19 protein-coding genes are annotated in these 22335 nt (G+C 52.1%); 10 read left to right on the top strand and 9 right to left on the bottom strand.

Going from position 1 to position 22335, the window contains the following annotated elements:
* Positions 1 to 23 precede the first annotated feature (23 nt).
* The 4 genes from SH449x_RS06865 to SH449x_RS06850 all read left to right on the top strand — a co-directional run bounded on the left by SH449x_RS06865 (position 24) and on the right by SH449x_RS06850 (position 6306).
* The gene (locus tag SH449x_RS06865; RefSeq protein WP_482380585.1) at positions 24 to 1478 is read left to right on the top strand and encodes a 2-oxo acid dehydrogenase subunit E2; all 1455 of its coding nucleotides are present in this window, start codon (positions 24 to 26) and stop codon (positions 1476 to 1478) included.
* A 146-nt stretch (positions 1479 to 1624) separates the two neighbouring features.
* Entirely contained in the window at positions 1625 to 3208 is a 1584-nt protein-coding gene (locus tag SH449x_RS06860; protein ID WP_482380584.1) for a protein kinase domain-containing protein, read from the top strand.
* Positions 3209 to 3222: 14 nt separating this feature from the next.
* Positions 3223 to 4326 (top strand): 3-dehydroquinate synthase, encoded by a 1104-nt coding sequence (gene aroB, locus SH449x_RS06855; RefSeq protein ID WP_482380583.1) that lies wholly within the window; start codon positions 3223 to 3225, stop codon positions 4324 to 4326.
* A gap of 294 nt (positions 4327 to 4620) precedes the next feature.
* On the top strand, positions 4621 to 6306 hold the full coding sequence (locus tag SH449x_RS06850; protein WP_482380582.1) for a pseudouridine synthase: 1686 nt from the start codon (positions 4621 to 4623) through the stop codon (positions 6304 to 6306).
* Between the two features lie 12 nt (positions 6307 to 6318).
* On the opposite strand, the gene SH449x_RS06845 is transcribed toward SH449x_RS06850, so the two are convergent.
* Positions 6319 to 6627, bottom strand: coding sequence for a hypothetical protein (locus SH449x_RS06845; protein WP_482380581.1), 309 nt, complete (start codon positions 6625 to 6627; stop codon positions 6319 to 6321).
* Between the two features lie 211 nt (positions 6628 to 6838).
* Here SH449x_RS06845 and SH449x_RS06840 point away from each other — a divergent pair, with 211 nt between their 5' ends.
* Both SH449x_RS06840 and SH449x_RS06835 read left to right on the top strand, forming a co-directional pair.
* On the top strand, positions 6839 to 7450 hold the full coding sequence (locus SH449x_RS06840; RefSeq protein WP_482380580.1) for an HAD family hydrolase: 612 nt from the start codon (positions 6839 to 6841) through the stop codon (positions 7448 to 7450).
* 135 nt (positions 7451 to 7585) lie between these two features.
* Positions 7586 to 9103, top strand: a complete 1518-nt coding sequence (locus SH449x_RS06835) for a CNNM domain-containing protein (RefSeq protein ID WP_482380579.1) — start codon at positions 7586 to 7588, stop codon at positions 9101 to 9103.
* Here the strand turns inward: SH449x_RS06835 and SH449x_RS06830 are convergent.
* The 4 genes from SH449x_RS06830 to SH449x_RS06815 form a co-directional block, all read right to left on the bottom strand.
* Positions 9100 to 10446, bottom strand: coding sequence for a PP2C family protein-serine/threonine phosphatase (locus SH449x_RS06830; protein WP_482380578.1), 1347 nt, complete (start codon positions 10444 to 10446; stop codon positions 9100 to 9102). The two genes, SH449x_RS06835 and SH449x_RS06830, sit on opposite strands and share 4 nt — an antisense overlap.
* Positions 10447 to 10536: 90 nt before the next feature.
* Complete coding sequence (locus SH449x_RS06825) at positions 10537 to 11337, bottom strand: TrmH family RNA methyltransferase (protein WP_482380577.1); 801 nt, start codon at positions 11335 to 11337, stop codon at positions 10537 to 10539.
* A gap of 32 nt (positions 11338 to 11369) precedes the next feature.
* Positions 11370 to 12125 carry a 3-keto-disaccharide hydrolase gene (locus SH449x_RS06820; protein ID WP_482380576.1) on the bottom strand — a complete coding sequence of 252 codons (756 nt, stop codon included), beginning with the start codon at positions 12123 to 12125 and terminating at the stop codon, positions 11370 to 11372.
* A gap of 284 nt (positions 12126 to 12409) precedes the next feature.
* On the bottom strand, positions 12410 to 13387 hold the full coding sequence (locus tag SH449x_RS06815; RefSeq protein ID WP_482380575.1) for an L-threonylcarbamoyladenylate synthase: 978 nt from the start codon (positions 13385 to 13387) through the stop codon (positions 12410 to 12412).
* A gap of 51 nt (positions 13388 to 13438) precedes the next feature.
* Between SH449x_RS06815 and SH449x_RS06810 the strand changes: the two genes are divergently transcribed.
* The 4 genes from SH449x_RS06810 to SH449x_RS06795 all read left to right on the top strand — a co-directional run bounded on the left by SH449x_RS06810 (position 13439) and on the right by SH449x_RS06795 (position 18049).
* On the top strand, positions 13439 to 14647 hold the full coding sequence (locus tag SH449x_RS06810; RefSeq protein WP_482380574.1) for a YihY/virulence factor BrkB family protein: 1209 nt from the start codon (positions 13439 to 13441) through the stop codon (positions 14645 to 14647).
* A gap of 8 nt (positions 14648 to 14655) precedes the next feature.
* Positions 14656 to 15042 (top strand): holo-ACP synthase, encoded by a 387-nt coding sequence (gene acpS, locus SH449x_RS06805; protein ID WP_482380573.1) that lies wholly within the window; start codon positions 14656 to 14658, stop codon positions 15040 to 15042.
* Entirely contained in the window at positions 15043 to 15891 is an 849-nt protein-coding gene (locus SH449x_RS06800) for an alpha/beta hydrolase (RefSeq protein WP_482380572.1), read from the top strand.
* A gap of 826 nt (positions 15892 to 16717) precedes the next feature.
* Positions 16718 to 18049 carry a PQQ-binding-like beta-propeller repeat protein gene (locus tag SH449x_RS06795; protein WP_482380571.1) on the top strand — a complete coding sequence of 444 codons (1332 nt, stop codon included), beginning with the start codon at positions 16718 to 16720 and terminating at the stop codon, positions 18047 to 18049.
* A 55-nt stretch (positions 18050 to 18104) separates the two neighbouring features.
* Here SH449x_RS06795 and SH449x_RS06790 read toward each other — a convergent pair whose 3' ends face one another.
* The 4 genes from SH449x_RS06790 to SH449x_RS06775 all read right to left on the bottom strand — a co-directional run bounded on the left by SH449x_RS06790 (position 18105) and on the right by SH449x_RS06775 (position 22256).
* Complete coding sequence (locus tag SH449x_RS06790; protein WP_482380570.1) at positions 18105 to 18467, bottom strand: hypothetical protein; 363 nt, start codon at positions 18465 to 18467, stop codon at positions 18105 to 18107.
* 708 nt (positions 18468 to 19175) lie between these two features.
* Complete coding sequence (locus SH449x_RS06785; RefSeq protein WP_482380569.1) at positions 19176 to 20114, bottom strand: hypothetical protein; 939 nt, start codon at positions 20112 to 20114, stop codon at positions 19176 to 19178.
* Between the two features lie 100 nt (positions 20115 to 20214).
* Entirely contained in the window at positions 20215 to 21525 is a 1311-nt protein-coding gene (locus SH449x_RS06780; RefSeq protein WP_482380568.1) for a class I SAM-dependent rRNA methyltransferase, read from the bottom strand.
* A gap of 128 nt (positions 21526 to 21653) precedes the next feature.
* Positions 21654 to 22256, bottom strand: coding sequence for a DUF5658 family protein (locus SH449x_RS06775; RefSeq protein WP_482380567.1), 603 nt, complete (start codon positions 22254 to 22256; stop codon positions 21654 to 21656).
* Positions 22257 to 22335: the final 79 nt, after the last annotated feature.

Here is a 22335-nt window from a genome sequence, read left to right as displayed (position 1 = left end):
CCTCTAGCAACGACTACTAAGTTATGGAAATCAAACTCCCTTCACTCGGCGAAGGTATCGAATCCGGCGACGTACTAGAAGTTCTCGTCAGCGTCGGAGACGTCGTCAAAAAGGATCAGTCGATTGTTGAGATGGAAACGGACAAGGCTACGGTCTCGGTGCCTTCTCCAGTGGCAGGAAAAATTTTGAGTCTTGCGATCACCGAGGGGCAAACCGTGCCTGTGGGTGGCGTATTGGCAACGATTGAAGTTGCTGAGGGTGCTGCTCCTGCCAAACCAGCGGCTCCGGCAGCTCCCCCCAAAGCAGCTGCTCCGACAGTTCCACCGTCAGCGGCGGCCCCTGAGGCTCTCGCTCCTAAGCCAGAGCCGGTTCGTCCAGCTCCGGTTGCGGCTCCTGTGGTTGTTCCTCCAGCTCCTGCCCAACCAGCGTCGGCACCTGTAGCTGCCGCGCCTGTAGCTGCCGCCACCACGTCGTCCCCGGCTGTGGGCACACCTTTTGGCGATGACGTCGTTCCCGCCGGACCGGCTATCCGTAGATTGGCGCGAGAGGTTGGTGTGGACCTGGCAGCAGTAACTGGCACTGGCGAACATGGACGGATCACCCGCGAAGATGTTATGACGGTTGTTCGGTCCGTTAACCAATCCGCCCGTACTGGAACCCTAGTGCCTGCGATTGCAGAGACGGCACCAGCCGCGCAGACTGGTCTCGGAGCTCCAGCTGCTTCCAAGGGGCCAAAGGGCAACCTACCGGGCACTCCCTCTCAGGACGATTACGGCCCTATTCGCGTTGATCGCATGACCAAGATCCGAAAGACGATTGCTGCCCAGATGCATAAGTCTTGGGAAACCGTTCCGCGAGTGGTCAACTTTGACGACGCCGATGTAACCGAACTAGAAGCCTTTCGGCAGACGAGCAAGGATGATTACGCATCGCGAGGAATCAAGCTCACAACGATGCCATTCCTTATCAAAGCTGTGGCCACCGCATTGAAGCACCATCCAGCTTTGAACGCTAATCTGGACATGGAAAACGAGCAGATTATCTACAAGGACTACGTCAACTTAGGTATCGCTGTCGACAGCGATCGAGGGTTGGTCGTTCCGACGCTAAAGAATGCCGATCAAATGTCGATCCCGGACATCGCTTATGCTTTGGCGGATTTGGCTGCACGGGTGCGCAATAACGACTTTGCCGTGAGCGATCTTCGAGGGGGCACTTTTACTATTAGCAATTTGGGAGCGATTGGTGGAACGTATTCGACACCGATCGTGAACGTTCCTGAGGTTGCCATTCTCCTCGTTGGCCGTTCGAGAAAATTGCCGGTCGTAATGGACGACGATTCCATTCGCCCTCGATTGATGATGCCTCTCAGCTTGGCATATGACCATCGCTTGGTGGACGGTGCGACTGCGGCACGGTTTTTGAACGACATCATCGCTTACTTGGAAGCTCCAAGCCGATTATTGTTGGCTATTTAGTAGGCAAGTTTTTGCTTCCCGCCCTGATTTCAGGGAGGCCTACCATCAGGGGCTATCGCGGTTTGAATTAGCTTCCTGATACCTTAACAAATTTATTGCGGCTTTGTGCATCACCCGAGAATTCAAAGTTTGACTAGAATGAGGGGATGGATTCCCAGCAGACATTACCTACAGAATTGGACAAACCCACGGTGGACGAGAGTTCACCGAAGCGTTTGTGCATTACGTATCGGTGCGTCTGCGGCCGGGATTTTGAGGTCAATCCGGCCGAGGGAGGGACGTGTCCCCATTGCGAGCGAAACTTTAAGCCGGAGGCATTTCTGTCGCCCCTGAACGCCACGATTACGATAACCGGTCTCGACGAACCCGAACACGAGTCAACATTTGACTTAAGAGGTTCCAGCGATCCCCCTCGAGAAAGTTATGGCCACTTTGAGCTAGACCGAAAGCTCGGCAACGGCGGCATGGGTGCAGTTTACCGTGCTCTAGATACTTCGCTGCAGCGGTTTGTTGCCGTGAAGGTGATGCGTTACACCGATCACAATATGGAGGCTCGAATTGCCTCTATGTTGAGAGAGGCTGTTGCTCAGGCCCGACTGAATCATCCCAATGTTGTTGTCATATATTATGTCGGCAGAGAAGGTGAGGAACCCTTTCTCGCCATGGAGCTCTTGCCCGGTCCAACGCTAGCCGAAAAGCTCAAGACGGATGGGAAGATTCCCTATGCCGATGCCATTCGCTATGGCATCCAGGTCGCATCTGCGCTCGAGCATGCTTCGAAATTCGATATCGTGCACGGCGACATCAAGCCGGGGAATTTGATTCTGACCGAAGAAAATGACATCAAGCTGTCGGACTTTGGTTTATCGACGATCGCATCGGAGTCAGGCAAAAAGTACGCAGTGTCGGGAACGCCAGCCTATCTTGCGCCTGAGTTGCTAAAGGGACCAGGTACTATCCAGTCTGACATGTACGCATTGGGAGTGACCCTTTTCGAATTAGTCTTCGGGCGCTATCCATTTGAGTTGCAAGGAGAAACGGTTAGAGAGCGACTCGAAACTCATTGGGATGCTGCGATAGATTTCCCACAAAACTGGCCGCAGGGTGTACCTCGTGCATTCGCTCCCGTGATCGAAAAGATGCTCGCGAAACATCCTGAGGATCGTTACCAGTCGTTTAGCGAATTGGAGCGGGATCTGCAACGGATTCAGCCTGTTAATACAACAACTGCCGCTATAGCTCCGAGAGTGATGGCGTATGTGGCGGACCAGGTCTTCCTATTGGCTTGCTTGTTACCGTTCATAGTGCCCATATTGTTTCTCATGGGGAATGCTTGGAGCGGTTGGCAATGGCTGATTCCCATTCTGGCGTTTTGCTCTTTGAGCGTGCCAGCAGGTTATCTCACCTGGGTCTATCATGGTCGCCGGTCAATCGGGCGTTACCTGTTTCAGTTACGCATTGTTGAGGAGAATGGATTGCCGCCTCGAAGCGAACAGCTAGTCACGCGTGAGGTATTTCGAAACGCATTTGCGTGGCTGGGGCCCTTAGCAATCTACTTCACGTTGCGTTACGAGTGGATGCTTACAATCCCTGAATTTATACTCGTTCTGTTTGTGGCGATCGACTCAAGCATGATGTTTATGAGCAAGCAAAGATCCGCGCTGCACGATTGGCTCTGCCACTCGCGAGTCGTATTAGCAGTGGATCGCAATCAGAACAAATCTAAGTAGTCAGTTAGATAGATATGGAATCGAAAGTAAACGTTCTTCTGAATGAGAGATCCTATCCCATTTGGATCGGTTCGAAGGAACTGGATAGTCAGCTCGATAAGGCAAGAAGTCTGCTTTCAGATTGGAAACACTCGGTACTAATATTTGACGAGCACCTGGAATCGGTGGCTGCTCGTCTAGAAATTTCCTGCGCAGCCAACGGCGAGCGAGTTGACCGAATTAGCGTACCCAGTGGAGAGACGAGCAAGTGCATCGAGCAGCTGGCTCGGATATGGCAGCAACTCCTCGACTGTCGCGCTGATCGCAAAACGGTAGTCGTTGCTCTAGGGGGAGGAGTCGTCGGAGACTTAGCAGGCTTTGCGGCCAGTACCTACATGAGAGGTGTAAGGTTTGTTCAGATACCGACTACGCTTCTGTCGATGGTAGATAGCAGTGTTGGCGGAAAAACCGGTATCAATTTACCCACCTCAAAGAATGTGATTGGTGCGTTTTGGCAACCTCATGCTGTCTGCATAGACACCGATCTCTTGTCTAGTCTACCAGATCGAGAGTTCCGAAGCGGTTTGGCAGAGATCGTTAAGTACGGCGTAATCCTCGACGCTGAGTTCTTTTCCTTTTTGGAGACGAACATAGATCGCATCTTGGAGCGTGACGAGACGGTTTTGAATCGGATGATAACCCGGTCTTGTGAGCTTAAAGCTTCCGTGGTGTCGGCAGACGAGCGCGAAACAACCGGCCTGCGGGCCATTCTCAACTACGGTCACACCTTTGGGCACGCAATCGAAGCGACCACGGAATATGGCACATACCTGCACGGCGAAGCAATTTCGGTCGGAATGGCGATGGCTGGGTACTTGGCAGTCCAGCGGGGGATGTGGTCGAGATCGGAACACGAGCGGCAGACGCAATTGCTGGGGCAGCTTGAATTGCCCGTTTCGCTCAGCGCGACCGTTTCAAGCCGGGAAATGCTCCGAGCGATGCAGTCGGATAAAAAGACTGAGCACGGTAATTTGCAATTAATACTTCCCAGCGAGATTGGAACGGTAAAGACTGTTAGAGGTGTTCCAGAGGTTGACGTTATCGCGACGATCGAGGCCAATCGTTCGGCCCAAGGCTGAGCTGGTTTCCCATGAAAATAGGGGAAAGCCTGCTGTCAGTCCTCAATTCTGGCATCAATTTTTCCAAATCGCTTTTTTTGGCCTGCACAACCTGCTGTGCATGATTAATCTTTTGAGTATCCGTCGCGTCGTGAGACGCTGCCTTCCGATTTCACTGCATTTTCGGGCAAAAGTGAACCGGATGTATTTCTTGTTGCTTCGAACTACCCTTTCTGTCGTGATGACATTCAGTGGATGCGTTCGCCGTATTGGTTTCGAAGCGAAATTTGCCCAGGATGGAATATAGGTATTACCATGTCGAACAAATCAAGAGGTCGCGCTCCAACTCCTTCTTTTTTATCCGGAGAGCAACGCATAAACAAATTGCTGGCCGCAGCAGGTTTTGGGTCGCGCAGACAAGTTGACGAGTTGTTGGCTGAGGGGCGAGTCGAGATCGACGGCCAAATCATTACTCAGGTCGGCACCAAAGTCGATGCTGACAAGAGCAAAATTTTGGTCGACGGCGAACCTCTGCGACGGCACAAGCCTGTTTATTTTGCGGTACACAAGCCGGCAGGCTTTTTGTGCACAAATGCTGACCCCGAAGGGCGGCCTCGAGTGATCGAGCTGGTTCCGAACCATACCAGGCTCTTTCCGGTCGGCCGACTCGATTCTTCCAGTACGGGATTGATACTGCTCACCAATGACGGAGAGCTGTCGCAAAGACTGGCCCATCCCAAGCACGGCGTACCCAAGACCTATTTCGTAGTGGTTGCAGGCCAAGTAGATAGGGAGGCGCTCAAGCGATTGCAGCGAGGGATTTATCTAGCCGAAGGCATTGCGAGAGTGGATGGGGCTACGATTCGTCGAGTTCGCAAGGGTTGCACGGAGATTGATATAACCCTGAGCGAGGGTAAGAACAGGGAAATTCGACGGGTGTTGGCTCGTCTAGGTCATAAGGTTGTAGTGTTACGACGGATCTCGATTGCGTCGCTCAAGCTCGGCGATTTACCCGAGGGAGCATATAGGCCTTTATCGGAAAAAGAAGTCGCCGGGTTGTACAAGTCAGTGGACGATTTACGCTCGGCTAGGAATCAGGATCGTCGCGATCGAAAACGCCGCAGCGATGAAAGACGCGTGGATGCGGTATCCAGCGAATCCTCGGTTCGTGATGCATTGCCTTCTGGCAAGAGTCAAACTAAGAATAAAGGGCCTGTCGCGAGCAGCCAGCCCAAGACTTTTATCCCGTTTGATGAAGAATCGGATGACTACGAATCCATGCCTCTGTCAACGGATGATGAACTGGAATCGTTGCCATCGTTATCTCAGAACCCTTATCGAATGCCCGACGACGAAGAGATGGTTGGACTCGGGGTGGAAGATGCCATCTTGGTCAAAGACGGAGATTGGGATGAAGACTTTGAATATGACATCCCCAAGACGACCGGCGCTGTGCTAGGGGCAGAAGACGACGAGCTGCAACCGAAAAGAGCTCCAAACCGGGATCGAAATCGGGAGAGGGTGCCATCAGCCAATCAAGGTCGATCAACCGGGCGTGGCAGACCGACCGGCCGGCCAAGTGGCAGACCAAATGGCCGAACGGGCCCATCCGGAGGCGGTAGAGGTGCAGGGAGAACGGGGGATGGACGTTCGGGAACAGGACGCCCGACGGCAGGACGTTCGTTGAACAGGCGTCCCGAGGGTAGCCGATCAGGAGGGCCAGGCCGTCCAGAAGGCAGACCTGACGCAAGAACACGCTCTCGCACCGATGATGGTGCGGCAGGTGGTGCAGGCTCTTCTCGTTCGAGATCTGATTCCAGAGGACGCAGCTTCTCGAATAGAGAGGGAGGTGAGGGATCGCGAGGTGGTCGAGGTGGCCAAGGGGGCAGTTCCTTTAGAGCGGGACCGTCAGGCGGGCGACGAAAGCCAACCGGGCGCACTTCAGACCGAAGTGCTAGCAGCTCCAGGAGCACTAGAGGAAATTCGCGTCCGAAACGCTAATTTATCCCAACATCAAGTTCCCACACGTGGCTGTCCGAGCCACTCTTCCACGCTAGAGGGTTTCTTGCTTTCGGGCTGAGGAACCCATTTCGGCGGTGGAGGTGGGTTGCTTGGGTACGGATCGAGAAATTCCCAGGTTTTGTTCCACGCGTTTTTGCTCGACTTTTTAAAACGCTCCCATCCGGTGGCGTTGTTGCGTGAATAGGAGCTTACTTCTTGCTTGTTCTGAAAAGAGGTGCATCCCCCGGCCCCTATCAAGCATGAACCGATGGCGACCGCGATGGCAAGCTTTCGCCAACGATCTGTGTCGTGTATTCTCATTTCATCTGCCATCCAAACAACGCCTTATGAACCGAAAGTGGAGCGATACCAATTTTCTCCCGGCGTGTCCAGATCGCTAACGGACTGTATTTTAGCGAACAATAGGAGCGACTTTTCGCTTGGCATCGACAGCAAGAGTGTTTAGCATCGGCGAACTAGTCAGAATTACGCCAGCACCTCACTGATTGACTCAAGGATTTCGATAGGCACCATGCATTCCAGACCTGAATTTGTTTACTTCGATCTCGGTAACGTACTTCTCTTTTTTGATCATGATCTAGCCTTTCGCAGGATGGCAAAGATTGCAAGCGTTTCACCGAGTGCGATGAGAACTGCGGTCATGGAAACGGAATTGCAAATCGAGTATGAGACAGGTCAGATCTCAGGGGTCGAGTTTGTCGATCGGATTGGCAATCATCTCGATAAGGTGCTAGAAACCGATGCGATTCTCGAAGCGGCAGCCGACATGTTTATACCTAATCCCCACATTTTGCCTGTCTTACAACGGGTTCGCGATTTAGGACTCCCGATGGGATTGCTTTCCAATACTTGTGAGGCGCACTGGAATTGGATTGTGCGAATGGAATATCCGCAGGTTAGGAATTGGTTTGGTCCTGTGATCTTATCCTACGAAGCCAAGAGCATGAAACCGGACAATGTCATCTACGAAATCGCGGAATCCCAAGCTGGACATACCGGATCGCAATTGTTTTTCACGGACGACCGCCACGACAATATTTCCTCCGCCAAAGCTCGCGGTTGGCAAACCGAAGTCTACGTCAATTCCGACCGATTGCTAAAGATTGTTGATGGCTGGGCTTAAAAGATCTGATGAAAGTGTGCGCGCAAGAATAGCTCCATGAAAATTTGTTCTTCTATCGCTGAGCAATGTTGGGCCGTTTTTGCTATAATCCCGCCTCGTCCACCAACAAACTAATCCAACAACAACCTAACCTAAATGGTGCTTTTATATCTGGCGATTGCAGTTCTGCTGTTGCTTCTGAATGGCTTCTTTGTGCTTGCAGAGTTCGCTGCCGTAAAAATGCGGCCGTCCCGAGTAGAAGAGCTGGTTGACAATAACGTCCCGGGTGCTCTCTCTATCAAGCGAGTGCAAACCCAGCTCGATGAGTACCTATCTGTGTGCCAGCTCGGGATTACGTTTGCCTCCATCGGCCTAGGATTCGTTGCCGAGCCCGCCATCGTCACGCTTATCAAACCAGTTGTTGGATTGTTCATGGGACATGAGCGAACGACTTCGTCATTCCTAACGACGCATGGTGTTGCCTTTGCGATCAGCTATCTCATCGTGAGCTATTTGCATATTTTGGTAGGGGAGCTTATTCCTAAGACAGTTGCGATTCGCTTGACGGAAAAGGCATCCCTGTGGACCTCGCGACCACTTATTCTGTTTAGATTTTTATTCTATGTACCACTGAAAGTACTGAATGGTTCTGCAACATCGTTGCTTCGATTTATGGGGCTCAGAAATGCTGGTGGACAAGAGGTTCATAGTGAAGATGAGTTGCGTATCCTGCTAAGCCAATCTCAAGCCGAAGGGGTTATGTCCTTTCGGAGGCTTTTGTTTGCGGAAAACGTTTTCGACCTGGGAGATCTTAAGGCAAGAGATGCGATGCGAGTTCGATCCCAGGTCCACTGCCTTAGAGAGGGGGCCGATTGGCACGAGAACCAAGAGGTTATTAGGCGATATCGTTTTAGCCGGTATCCTTTGCTATCCAAATCAACAAGGACTCCTATCGGTATCGTCCATATCAAGGACTTGATGCTGGTGGACCATCCGGAAAGCGATTTGAACAAGCTTTGTCGCCAGTATCTCAATGTAAAAGAAGACCAGCCTCTCGAGTCGTTGCTGAGCGAGATGCAACGTCGTCGCGTCCATGTGGCCTTGGTCCACGACATGGAAGGAAACTGGACTGGCTTTCTCACGCTCGAGGATGTCATCGAAGAGATCATCGGAACGATTCGGGATGAGTTTGAGGACGAAGAGCAAATTAGTCTATACAACTCGCTGGACGAAAAGTTTGTTCACCTCTCGCTCGAGGGGAATGACATGATCGAGGTCGTACGAACCGCGACCATGCGAACTAAGAACTGGGATTTGCCGGTCAGCCAGGAGCAAGTCATCAAGGCGATTGACGAGCGGGAACGTGCTGTATCGACCTACCTAGGAAAAGGTCTTGCGATGCCGCATGCTCGACTCGCGGGACTTCAGCAATCGATCGTCATGTTTATTCGATCTGAAGAAGGTATACCGTACAGGAATCATCAGGAGAAAGCCTATCTGGTTTTTGTACTCTTGACTCCGGCAGGTCAACCGAGGGTACACCAGAGACTGCAATCGGTAATTGCTACGATACTTGATGAAAGTGAATTCGTGACCGATCACTTGCGTTACGCATCCAGCCCTGCCGAAGTCGTGGAGATTCTGCGGACTGGTGAACAAGCTAGCTTAGACTAATAGTCGATGACCCCATCGTCATCGTCGTCGTTTTGAGCGGCGTCCTTCTCCTTCTCTTCCTTATGCTGATTCATGCGGGCGAGTTCCATAAGTTCGAGAATCGCCTGAATGCTGAACTGGATGGCCGAAGCATAGTTGCGAGTGTTGGCAGCTTCCTTTGATTTCCTGATTGTCTCCGCAATAGATTCCGGCGGTGGAGGCCAATCATTATCCTTAAACCAATTCTTTAGCTCTTCCACCACATGATCGAGGTTCGACGCCAAGCCGGAGTCGGCCTTGCACCGGTATTGCCTATAGGGCCCTTTGCCATGACCGCTGGTGAAGGACGGAAACGCCTGCGCAGTCGACCTAAACTTTGCCCAGCCAGAACCGAACGCGACCAACGAAGCGACCATCGAAACGAGGGCCATGGGAAAGTGTCCGAGCAGTAGCAAAACAACCGACAAGAGTGCCCCTACCGACGCTGTTACCGCGAATCCTATCGGGTAATGATTCGCTTTCCCGCCAGTGGCTCGTCCTGTTGGTTTGGCTGGCTGAACGCTCGGTATCCCATCCAGCGAGCGTACTTCTCCGATTACGACGGTGATATTGTCCGGCCCTCCTCGCAAATTAGCTATATCCACCATCGCTTGGACTGCTGTATCGATATCGAGAAGCATCAGGAGTGTACCAAGCTCCTCGTCTCCAAGTTGCCCGCTTAAGCCATCCGAACACAGCAAGAACTTGTCGCCGACCTGCAGCGGATAAGGTCCCTCGATGTCGACGACTACACTCGGATTGGGGCCGAGTGAGCGAGTGATGACATTTTTGGGGATTGTGCTGTTTCGTATCGCTTCTTCAGAAATATCCCCCGTGGCTCGCATTTCCCAAACGAGCGAATGATCAAACGTGAGTTGTTCGAAATGGTTGCCACGCAATCGATAAACCCGACTATCTCCGACGTGAGCAACGATAGCCCCTTCCGGTACGATCGTAACAGCGCACGCAGTGGTCCCCATGCTGCGGAACTCAGGGTTCGCTTGCCCACGGCGAAAGATCTCCGCGTTGGTCTCTATCATGGAGAGCTCCAACGCTTCCGAAGAAGAGCCTCGAAATAGCTTGCGGTAGTGCAAGGGAATGTGCTCGACGGCCAGCTGGCTAGCCAGCTCTCCCGCAGCATGCGCCCCCATACCATCGGCGACGATGAGCATGTGTCCAAATTTTTCCCATGACGCTCCGTCCGGTGCCATAAGCACCGCATGATTGTCCTGGTTATTCCGACGGCGCATGCCAACATGCGTTGCTGAAGCAACGGAAAACCAAGCGTGATTGGTGTCTCGGGTTTTTACTGGCTCTTTGGTCAAAATGGGATGGATTTTTAGGAAACTCAGGTATGTATGATCACTACTTCGCACAAGTATACACGCATCTCTGCAACATTACGCGTCGAACACTCAACAGACCCGACAAAGATTGTGCAGAATTATTCCGGTCGCAACACTGACATTTAACGAGTCGGTCGCCAAATCCATGGCCACCATAAGCCTTCGGTCTGCCGCGCGTTGAATGGACTCCGGCAGTCCGTGGGCCTCATTCCCCATGATGGCAACACTCGCCCCCTGTCTCTTAAATTCGGATAACTCCTCGCTGTCTTGGGCAAAACAGGTCGCGATACATTGAATACCAGCCCCTTTTAGCCGCTCAATGCTACTCTGGGGCGATCTGCATTCATAAAATTTCAGCTTAAACGCATTCCCCATGGAAACCCGCAGTACCCTTCTCGCAAAGGGATCGACACAGTCTGGGCCGAGGAAAATATCGGAAATCCCAAATGCGGCGCAGGTCCGCAAAATGGACCCCATATTCTCGGGATCCTGTACCCCGACCAGCATGCACCCCGTCCAGTCCGGTCGATGAGTCCAAGCTGCGCAGAAAGCCTCTACCGTTCCGTACGCCGGCCTGATGCCACACGCTAGATAACCACGGTGAAAATGGAATCCAACCAAATCCGCAATCCACTCTCCAGGCACCACCAATTGGTTAACGTGGCCAGGAATCCAACCCGATGCCTCCTCCAAGAATCTCTTGTCCAGCAGTACCGATTCCACTTGAAGGTCGCTACCGATCAGCCGAGCGACAAGCGGTTTGCTTTCGGCTATAAACCGCCCGCTGAATCGAGTCAAATTGCTCGTCCGAAGATGACGGTAAGGATCCAGTCGTTTATCTTCGAACGAATCAATATTCTCAACAGCCACAAAGCACTCGCTATTCTGCCCCCCAGTACAACCTACGGCAACTCGCGGATGGCAATATCCCGAAACTCCGCCCACATCGGTTTTCCAGCATGCAACTGCAAGGCAATAACTCCCTCGGTCAATGCAAGCTCGGGATCATCGACAAAATCCAGAACCAAGGCCCCGTTGATGTAGTGCTGGATTTCACTCCCCTTGGCAACGATTCTAACGTCGTTCCAGTCATCGAGCTTAAACAACTTATCAAAGGCCGCTTGATCCATGATCTGCGACAAAACCTTCTTCTCTCCATTTTGCCAAATGGCCTTCTCCCCTAGCAGACAGATCCTACCTCGTTTGCCTCCCTCGTCGTAAATAAAACCCGACACGTTGGGAAGCTTAATCTCGTTCCTTATCTCGTGCTGATAACCGCGGACCACCCAATTGTTTCTAACAGACCCATCCTTTATATGCTTTGACCGATACTGGACCCCCGAGTTGTTATCAGCTGTGCAGCGAAAGCTGAGCTTCAATTCAAAGTTTTTGGGCTGCACGCCTTGAAGGATTAGGAACGTGTTTCCCTTTGCCGGATTGTCAGCAGTCGTCTCACCGCGAATGACACCATCCACGACGCTCCACATGCTTGGGTCGCCGTCCCAGCCCGTCAGATCCTTGCCGTTGAATAAACTTGTAAATCCAGAGTCACTTTCGGATGTTGCAGCGACCTGCAACACGGATTCCTGCCCAACACTTAATCGGGAGGAACACATAACGATAAACGACAAGATCAGTGTGAAAACGGTAAGTCTCATGGGTCAATGGTGGGTTGGAGGACCAAAGGTGGAAGGAGTCTTGAAGTCACGAATCTAGAGCGTTACTGAATCGCAAGGTCAGAACCGCAGAATCACGATTGTAAATGGAACTCGCCAGATCGAAAGCAATGAACAACAAAAAAAGAACACTTCTCGCTAATCATCAACAACTTCACCCTACCCAAACGCAGTTTGGGGATGGACAGCCCGCGATAGCGTGGCTGGGGAGGGGCTCTCCTCGCTTGAGGGGTTATCGAGCCCCCCCCAATCCCATGCTCCAAGTGTCAATTCGATGCTCGTCGTATGCGGTCCATAAGGGCCGTGCCGAAACCGTGCGGTTCGACAGATTCGCAAAAGATAGTCGCAACCCCACTGACATCCGCCTTACGAAAGAAATGAAATAACTCATACCCGTATTGCTCTAGCGTCTCGCAAATCTGAACACGCTCAAAAAGCTCCTTCTGCACCGGCGCATGCAGACCGATATACCACATGCGAACATTAGACTTGATTAAATCTTGTTCGACCAACTGACCTGGCTCTAGAATCATTACCTTAGCAACGGGCTTGTAATGTTGATGCCGCAATCCAGGAGAGTTGAGCTCCGCATCTGAGCCAGCTCTATGAAGTTCAGAATAGGGGATCGCCTCTGGACTAAGTGCACGGATTTGTTCGTAGGTAATGGATCCCGGACGCAAGATGCGCGGTCGATCTTTCGAAACATCCAGAACCGTACTCTCAAGACCAACCGAACACGGCGGGCCACATACGATCCCCTCAATTCGACCGTCGAGATCCTGCTGAACCGCTTGCCAAGTCGTGGCGCTCGGCGAGCCGGATCGATTCGCACTCGGTGCAGCGATTGGTTTTCCTGCATGCTCGAGAATTGCTTTAGCCCATGGGTGGGCCGGCATCCGGATCGCAACGGTTTCCATCCCTGCCGTTACAATCTTGGGGACTGAGGCACTCTTGGGAAACACCAAGGTCAAGGGGCCTGGCCAAAAAGCCTCCATAAATATCCGAGCCGTCTCAGGAACATGGCTCACCAAATCGTGAATTTGGTCCAAATGGGCAATGTGAACAATGAGCGGGTTGTCGGACGGACGTCCTTTGGCTTCAAAGATCCTGGCTACGGTATCGGCCTCGAGGGCATTCGCCCCCAGTCCGTAAACCGTTTCCGTAGGAAAAGCCACTAGCTGATTCATGGCTAGCATTTGCCCAGCCCGATCCAGTTGCTCGGCAGTAAGGTATGTCGTTTTCATGAAGGAATATCTCTATGGCAGTCGAATTGCTCAGAATCTAAACTACCCGCCATGTCTGGGAAACCTATAGAACAATCGATCGGTCGAGTTTTGCCACAAATGGTGGCCAAGCAAATGAAAGAGGGCTGGATTGCGCGTTGGTTCCGCCAATTGTTTCCCAATTTGCGAGATGCCGCGATTCGGTGGACGGAGGATGATGCCAGTTCACACGCTGCATCAGTCGCCTACTATCTCGCCTTGTCCCTCTTTCCGATGATTTTGCTCTTAACCTCGGGGATCGGACTAGTCCTCCAGTTCACCAAAATTGGCCGGAGCGCGGAAGCCCAACTCTTGAGCACCTTGGAGAATCAAGCCTCACCGGTCGTTAAGGTCCAGGTCGAGCAAGTGCTGGAGCAACTCCGAAGCCACTCCATCGTTACGGGGCCCTTCGGGTTGGCGGCCGCCCTGCTGGCTGCGGCGAGTGTCTTCTCTCAGATCGATCGTGGCTTTGACAAGATCTTTCGCATCCCGATTCGCAAGGAAAGTGGACTTAAGCGAACATTGTTCCGCGTTCTGCGTTACCGGTTCTCCGCGTTTTTGATGTTGTTGGGAGTGGGAGGCGTTGTGCTGGGGCTTTTCGCAGGGAGCACGATGATCACACAGTTACGAAGCGTGACTGATAGCAGCATGCCATCGCTGGCCCATGCCTTTGGCATCTTCGATTTTCTGTTCGAGTTTCTCTCCAACTCGCTTTTGTTCGCGATTGTATATCGCTGGGTACCTCGCAAGAAAGTGGTCTGGTCAGACGCGTTTCGGGGTGGATTATTGGCTGCTTCGATTTGGGAAATGGGTCGGGTTGTGTTGGGCGTTTTCCTGATTGGTATGCGTTACACCACTGCGTACGGGGCCATAGGTTCCTTTATCGCAATCCTGCTCTGGTGCTATTATGGAATCTGCATTCTGTTCTTTGGTGCTGAGTATGTTCAAGTTTTAGAACGTCGCCGCGCGAAATCGGAACAAGCCAGTCCAGAACCTGACATCACACCCCCAAGTGCGGTACCGACAATTTCGGATTATGATAGCCTTGAGATACCGCAACCAAACCCAATGCAACCCGATCCATGGGATGGTCAAACCAACCCGACGGGACGAACGACCAAGACCGAATTCTTAAGTAGCCCCTACCAACCAAGTTTCAATGAGGTGGGGCGAGAACTAGTATCGGTCTCAGGTTCCGATCTAAAGCAGCTTCCACGACGAACACCGAGCTATCGTAAATAGAAACCATCATGACAGGACAACTGATTTCCATCGGCACCGACATTATCGAATGTGTTCGCATTGCACAGATGATTGAGAAGCACGGCGAAGTCTTCTTGCAACGTGTTTTCACTCGCCGCGAAATCGAATACTGCTCGTCTCGCAAAGCCGCAACACAACACTACGCCGGACGCTGGGCTGCGAAAGAAGCCGTATTAAAAGTTCTCGGAACCGGTTGGGCTCGCGGAATTCAATGGACCGATCTGGAAATCCAAAACGAAGTATCGGGAGCACCGATAATGAAACTTGCTGGCAAAGCAGCCGAAATCGCAAAGGAGCGTGGTATCAAGGAAATCATGGTCAGCATTTCCCATTGCCGTGCGTATGCTACAGCCTTCGCATCGGGAATCGGTTAAGTGAGCCCAACGCCTCGATTCCAAGCACTTCATTCGCTGAAAAGAATCGCGGTTCTGCTTCTCGCCTCTGTTTCCGCTTTCCTACTAGCGCTGATGTTTTTCGAACGATCGTTACTCTTTCCAGCCCCATCCCCCGAATATGGAGACTGGACCGCAGAACGCAGTGGAGCTCGGGAATCGTTCACTGAGAGCGAGAATGGTAGCCGGATCCACACTTGGACATGGCTCGTCGAGGAGCCTCGCGCGACGATTATCTTCTCGCATGGCAACGGTGAGCATCTCGGATTCCTCGGAGATGAGATGCTGGAGATGGCTAGAAGATTACGTGTAAACGTCGTCGCATACGATTACCGTGGTTACGGCAAGTCGATAGGAAAGCCGAGCGAAACGAATGTTTTAGAGGATGCTGTCACCATTGCTACTGCGGTGCAATCGGATGAGAAACTCAGCCAAGTTCCAGTCTTGGCCATGGGACGATCGCTCGGCGGTGCAGCCGCAATCGAAATGGCCCTTCGTTGCCGTGTAGACGGTTTGATCTTGGATAGAACCTTTAGCTCGATCGCTGACGTAGCGAGCCACCACTTTCCGCTACTCCCTGTTCGGTGGCTGATGCGGAACAAGTTCTACTCAGATCGTAAAATCAATAACTATCGCGGGGAGCTACTGCAAATGCATGGCTTGGCGGACGAGGTCGTACCGATTCAGTTTGGAGAGAGGTTATTTGCAGCTTGCCCCTCGTCATCCAAACAGTTTCTCAAAATAGACCATCTAACGCACAACGAGTCCGCCCCCGATGAGTTCTGGCATCAATGCAGTTTGCTGATCGATCGCGTTCATGCTAATCGCTAAGAACGTTCTGGGGACGCGGCATTGAATTGACGGGCCGTAATTTTTTGGGCATCGGAGGGTGAGGTGTTCTGCATCTTCGTAGTGGACGAGGCAACGAGTCCATTTGCACTGGAGACCGCCTGCTCTGACTGAGCGTAACCAAGACAGATTCGTGCCAGGCGGTCGGGCCTCGTCGCCTCGGCCACTACGGGTAGAGAACATTCTGGGGACAAGGCATTGAATTGATGGGCAGTAATTTTTGGGGAGCGGAGGGTGGGAGGGCCGCATCTTCGTAGTGGACGAGGCAACGAGTCCATTCGCAACGGAGACCGCCTGCTCTAACTGAGCGTAAACCCATACAGATTCTTGCTAGGTGGTCGGGCCTCGTCGCCTCGGCCACTACGGGTAGAGAACATTCTGTTGACACAGCATTGAATTGTTGGGCAGTAATTTTTGGGGAGCGGAGGGTGGGGGGGCCGCATCTTCGTAGTGGACGAGGCAACGAGGCCATTTGCACTGGAGACCGCCTTTTCTGACTGAGCGTAACCCAGACAGATTCGTGCCAGGCGGTCGGGCCTCGTCGCCTCGGCCACTACGGGTAGAGAACATTCTGGGGACACAGCATTTAATTGATGGGCAGTAATTATTTGGGCCTCGGAGGGTCCGGATAATCGCTGGCTGGTTGGCAAGCGAATCCCGCCGGCTTGGTTTTCATTGAAAAAGCTCTTCAACCTATCTAAGCCTTCAACGTCTGTATCGTGGAATCCGTTATCATTAATCATGGATGGCGTTACAATTGTTCGATTTTCGTGTTTACCGCAGGTTTTCTTTATCTTGAGAGGCTTCTATGGTCCGGTCCAAACTAGGGTTCGTTGCAAAGGCGGCGTTAACTGCATCCATGGCCGTCGGCAATCTAGGCATTGCCGCAGCAGTTGATGATTGGCATCAGTGGATGGGCCCCAACCGAGACAACATTTGGCGAGAAACTGGTCTATTAGAGCGATTTCCTGCTTCGGGGCCCAAGGTTGTTTGGCGAACCAAGATTGCTGGCGGTTACTCGGGCCCTGCGGTACAAGGAGGCCGCGTCTTTATCACGGATTATCTTACCGACGATAACGTCAAGGTCGACAACTTCGGTCGAGCGGGATTCCAAGGCCGTGAGCGTATTATCTGCTTGGATGAAGCGACCGGTAAAGAGCTTTGGAAGTATGAGTACGACTGCCCTTACACGATCTCCTATCCGGGTGGACCACGTTGTACGCCGATCGTTGAGGACGGATTGGTCTATTCGTTGGGGGCTGAGGGGAATTTAGTTTGCTTGAAAGTTGACTCAGGGGAAGTTGTTTGGGAGAAAGCACTCAAAGATGCGTATGGCACCAAATCGGCTCTCTGGGGATATTCCGCCCATCCGCTTATCGATGGTGATCGGTTGCTTGCGCTGGCCGGCGGTGCCGGTAGCCATGTTGTTTCGCTCAATAAGAAAACAGGCGAGGAACTCTGGCGGGCTTCAACGGCTCCCGAACAAGGCTACGCACCTCCAACAATCATCAACGCGGGTGGCGTTCGACAGTTGATACTTTGCAAACCAAACGCCGTCACGTCTGTAGATCCGACTGATGGTAAAGAGTACTGGAGCGTCCCCTACGAGGCCAGCAATGGGTCGATCATAATGTCCCCCGTTCAAGTTGGTGATTATCTCTATGTCGCAGGATACTCCAAGAAAAGTTTGCTGCTCAAGCTAGATCGCGATCAACCGGTAGTGGAAGAGGTTTGGCGAGACAAGACACGAACAGCGATATGTCCCGTAAACGTTCAACCGATTGCAGTTGGGGATGTGATCTACGGAATGGATCAGGGGGGAGCTCTCATGGCGATTAGGATTCCTAGCGGCGAACGACTCTGGGAAACGAATAATGCGGTTGGGGGGCGGCTTGCGGGCAGTGAAACGGCCTTTTTAGTGAAAGAAGGGGATCGCTTTTGGCTGTTCAACGAAAAGGGAGAGCTCATCATCGCCAAGCTTACGCCGGAGGGTTACCAAGAGATCGATCGAGCCAAGGTGATTGAGCCATCGAATTTCGCTTTCGGCAGAGAGGTCGTGTGGAGTATGCCTGCCTTTGCCAACCAACGGGCCTACATTCGCAACGACAGCGAGATCATTTGCATCGACCTCAAAAAGTAATCCAGCGCCAAGGCGACGAACAGTCAACGGCTACAGTAGCCTGGCTGCTTTGACGTTAGCTTTCGCTTTTTGCTCGAAGCGCTTTCCACACCTTCTTACCACATGCCTTATCGAGCTTTACGAGTTGGTGTTTTCGGGTGTCAAAGGTAACCAGCTTGCCATTCGCCTTTTTAGCGTAGACGAATGGTAAGCAAATGCTGATCACCTTAAACGGCTCTCCCGATTCGCGAGGTAAGTAACGTAAGCGAATGATTTCATCCTTGGTGGTCGTTGCAGAGTCACAGCACCAAAGGTAGGACGGCAACTCGATCATCTCCATCGATAACGTCATTAAATCACCAGGTCGAATATCTTCACCGGCTATCCGAGACACAATGCTAGTCTGGCAAGATTCTTGCATTTCCGTTTTGTTCGTCATGGGTCTGTACCGACAAAGACGCTATTCTAAGAGGACGAATTTTAGGGGCTACCAACGGCCACCGATTAGCTTTGACTCCACACAACACATAGAGTCCTAAGTCGCAAGCCAGGTTCGCGAATTTTCTTCTTTCAGAAAGTTTGCCTGGATTATTGATTAAGGTCGAATGCGATCGGCAGATAGAACACCATCACAACTCACTGAAGCTGCCTCGACCTTTGGCTGTTTCACATTCCAATACCGCTCCTGAGGTATTGGAGGCGGGGAGTCCGCCAAGATTTGGAATGCACCTAGCTCGCACAGGTGATGGTTACACTTTCTGCCAACTCGCTGTACATCCCCCACCATCCGGAAGCCCAAACGATCCAATACGCAAGCAAGCGGGATGGCACCTTTTGGGGACTGGACTCCCTCATTCGGGAGGCCCCCAACTGCGAAGCAGTTCCACAACATAGCCCGGGGTCGCGGAGCGCACCCCGGGTCAACGAACAAAAAATCGGCCAACCCCAACGGGGTTGCACACAGGCCCATGTTGAACCCCGTTGGGGTTCGTTTGTCATACGCGGCACGCTATCCCGGGGTGCGCACCGCGACCCCGGGCTTTGATGATTGACCGCTTCGCGGTGGGCTTGTAGGTCGCCTTAAAAGGATGTAGGCAAAAAAGGGTGCGGGCGTTATTCGATACTATCCCCTTTTTCTCCTCCAGATTCACAATTTTTCAAAGCTGCTTTGAAGCTTTTCAAAATCAATTTTTCCAGGGACAAAGACATCAGGATCGATTTCTCCATCCTTATTCACAAAAGGGGTTTTCCACGAAAAACGATAGACATGATTATTCGTTGACTTGATCCCAGGTTTCGAACTCCAATAGGATTCCCGATACATTTTGACCTCGACCGGGACGAAACCATCCCGATACGGTTTCCATGTAATCTCATTTTCGGATACGAACGTAATTCCTACTTTCTCAAATGGTTTGTCCTTATCTTTGGGCCGAATGTAGCGAACGAAAACAGGCAGATTGTTGAACTTGGACGAAAAGTACACTTGAATGTAGCACTCACCAACACCACTACCAAAACTCCATTCACCACGAACATGGGTTCCGTCCGATTCGGCCCAAAGAAGCTTCGTTTCATCGAGAATATTGATCCAGCATCCATCCAGTCCCATTGTGCCACTTTCAAGTGAGGCTAATCCGCATATCGGAACCATCCAAGGATTGGGAATAACAGTACCACTGGGCAGCCCCCCTCCAAACCGTTGTTCTGCACCTTGCAAAAAGAATCGCCTCTTCCCTCTATCGTCGAAGATTGAGAGAAGCGGCTCGGCAATAGGCATGTCGAAGTCGTCGCCAACCGCGAAACCTTCGCGTTCGATTTCCATCCGCGTTCGTTTCGATTCTGAATCTTCAGACAGAATCAATCGTGTCCGCGATTCGTTCTGGGAGGTGCCAGAAGCGTAAGTCTTATCAAGTTCGAACGCGCAGAGAAACGAAGGATACTTCTCACGATTGGCTACAAAGTCCGTCACACATTCCATCGCCTCATCTTTAGATGTCCCCTGAAAGGCACCTTGACCGAGCAAAGCTGAGTGAATCAACCCGACTTCGCATAAAAGAACGAGGGATAAAATGCATGCTTTCACAATGTCACCTCAAAATCACAAAAGGTGGTTACGGAATAATTGCAGGAGTCTCAAATGTACCACGTCCGAACAGAAAAACCTCCGTCCCCTTTTTGCTTTCTCAAAGCACTCGTGCCCATAGGCTTTTTAGATACCCTGTTTCCGGACAATGCGCAACAACTGGATGATCCGGGGCGGCTCCCGAGGAATGCAGAAACTGCAGCGTGCGCGGTGGGTTGGGCTTTCCCTCTTCATCAAATCCAGTGGCCTTGGCCGCCGAACGAACGATCGATTGAAAAGAGATTTCATCCAACAGTCCAGCGCATGAACAGGTCAACAGAATTCCTCCGGGCTTGACGAGCTGAATGGCGAGCTTATTCAGATCGAAATGCTTCTTGCTCCCTTCCTCGAGCTCATTTCTGGAACGTATCAGCTTGGGAGGGTCCAGCACGATTACATCATACTGCCGACCGATTCGTAACATATCTCGCATAAACGCAAACGCATCGGATTGCACAAATCGAACGCGTGTCTGATTCATGTCCGCATTCTTCTTGGCCATCGCCAAAGGATCTTCATCGAGATCGACTCCTGTCACCTCGGCAGCTTGACCAGCCTTGGCCGCTTGGACGGAGAAGCCACCTGTGTAGCAGCAGAGATCCAACACGCTCTTGCCCGCCGAGAAGTGAGCCAACATGCGTCGGTTATCTCGTTGGTCACAAAAAAAGCCTGTCTTGTGTCCCGTGCCAAAGTGCACCTTATACTTCACACCATTTTCCGTGATGGTTACGGCTGGAGGAAGCTCCGGGCTCTTGAGAGTCGGCAGCCCAATTCCTTCCTGACTGAGGAACTGGGGGCACTCTTGTACAAGCCAGTGCTTGGTCCCCAACCTGCTGGCCAATCGCTCCAGGAGCGGCTGGACTCGTTGATACATGCCAAGGCTAAAGAGCTCCGCACTTAAACAATCGCCGTAGCGGTCTACGACTAACCCCGGTACGCCATCGGATTCGCCGTGCAACACTCGGTAGGCGTTGGTGGTTTCATCCAATCGCAAAACGTCCCTGCGAAGCGACACGGCATTATCCATCAGAGTGTCCCAATACGCTTCATCAGGCCACTGGCCCCACCAGGAATACAACCTTACTGCAACCTCCGACCTGGGGTTATAAATACCGTATGCGAACAAGCTCGGGTTCTCGGCGATCTCTCCATCACGTCGAGGCCTAGTACCCATTCTCGGGTTTCTGCTGTCGTACGCAGAATGTCCTACGCTGGTGGAAGATTCTTGTCGGCCACCGCGATCTTGAACGTCGGACTGTTGATGATAAACGGCGACCCAATCGCCTGGTGCAGGGTTCCCCTCGATATGCAAAATGCGTTTTCGGTAAATGTTGGGATGCAACATGGGTCGACTAACGTGCACAGCTGGCATGGCTGAATTTTTTTGTGGGACCAATTCCCGCGAGCCATCGATCATTTCAAACTCTTTTCCAATAATAAAGGGGGAGAGTGGTCGAGTATTATCCTCTGACCGACTTTCAGCAACTCCTAAGGATCAATTTAGTTGGAATACAAGATCAATCGGCTGCTATACACGAGAACCGCCCCGACCAGGATGCATCCAAACCACAGCAAGCCCCTGGCTTTGGAGGGGCTCTTTCGAGCGATGAGCTGGGCCGCCAAGCAAACGAAAACCACTGACGCCAGCTTGAAAGCGATCATGCCAGCGAAGCCGAATTGAATAAAGACGAAATTGGCGATCGGATTCGCTTCCATGGCCCCTCGCTGCAGAAGAACGTTGGTCAAGACAATATCCAGCACGTTAACAAGAATGAACCAGGATGTTTCCGACTGGAGCGGAAGCGGGCGATTGTACCAGTGCTGCTCACTTTTCGCCCCTTTCGTCCGCGCCTCTGGGGAGATTGGCTCAGGTTGGCTAAATGGCGCTGCTGCGCTTTTAGTCCCACCTTTACTCGCAGGATCATTTGTCGCGGCCGTTGCCCCCGCTTCGGTCAATTGTTCGTAGGCCGCACGGATCTGCTCAAAGACCCAGGCGTCACCGCCATGATCGGGATGGTACTTGGCCGCCTGAGCTCGATAGGCTCGCTTGATTTCCTGTTCCGTAGCATTCGAGGAAATGCCTAGAATTTTGTAGGGGTCCATGTCTATGCTTTCTAGCTCGCCATGCGTTTCTTGCTATACAATACAGGTTATGTTAGCAGACTGCATGTTGGAGGTGCAG

Source organism: Brakhagea baltica, assembly GCF_052161605.1.
Lineage (GTDB): Bacteria > Planctomycetota > Planctomycetia > Pirellulales > Pirellulaceae > JBKCUI01.
Note: the sequence above shows the minus strand (reverse complement) of the source record. Positions and strands in the feature narration are given on the sequence as shown.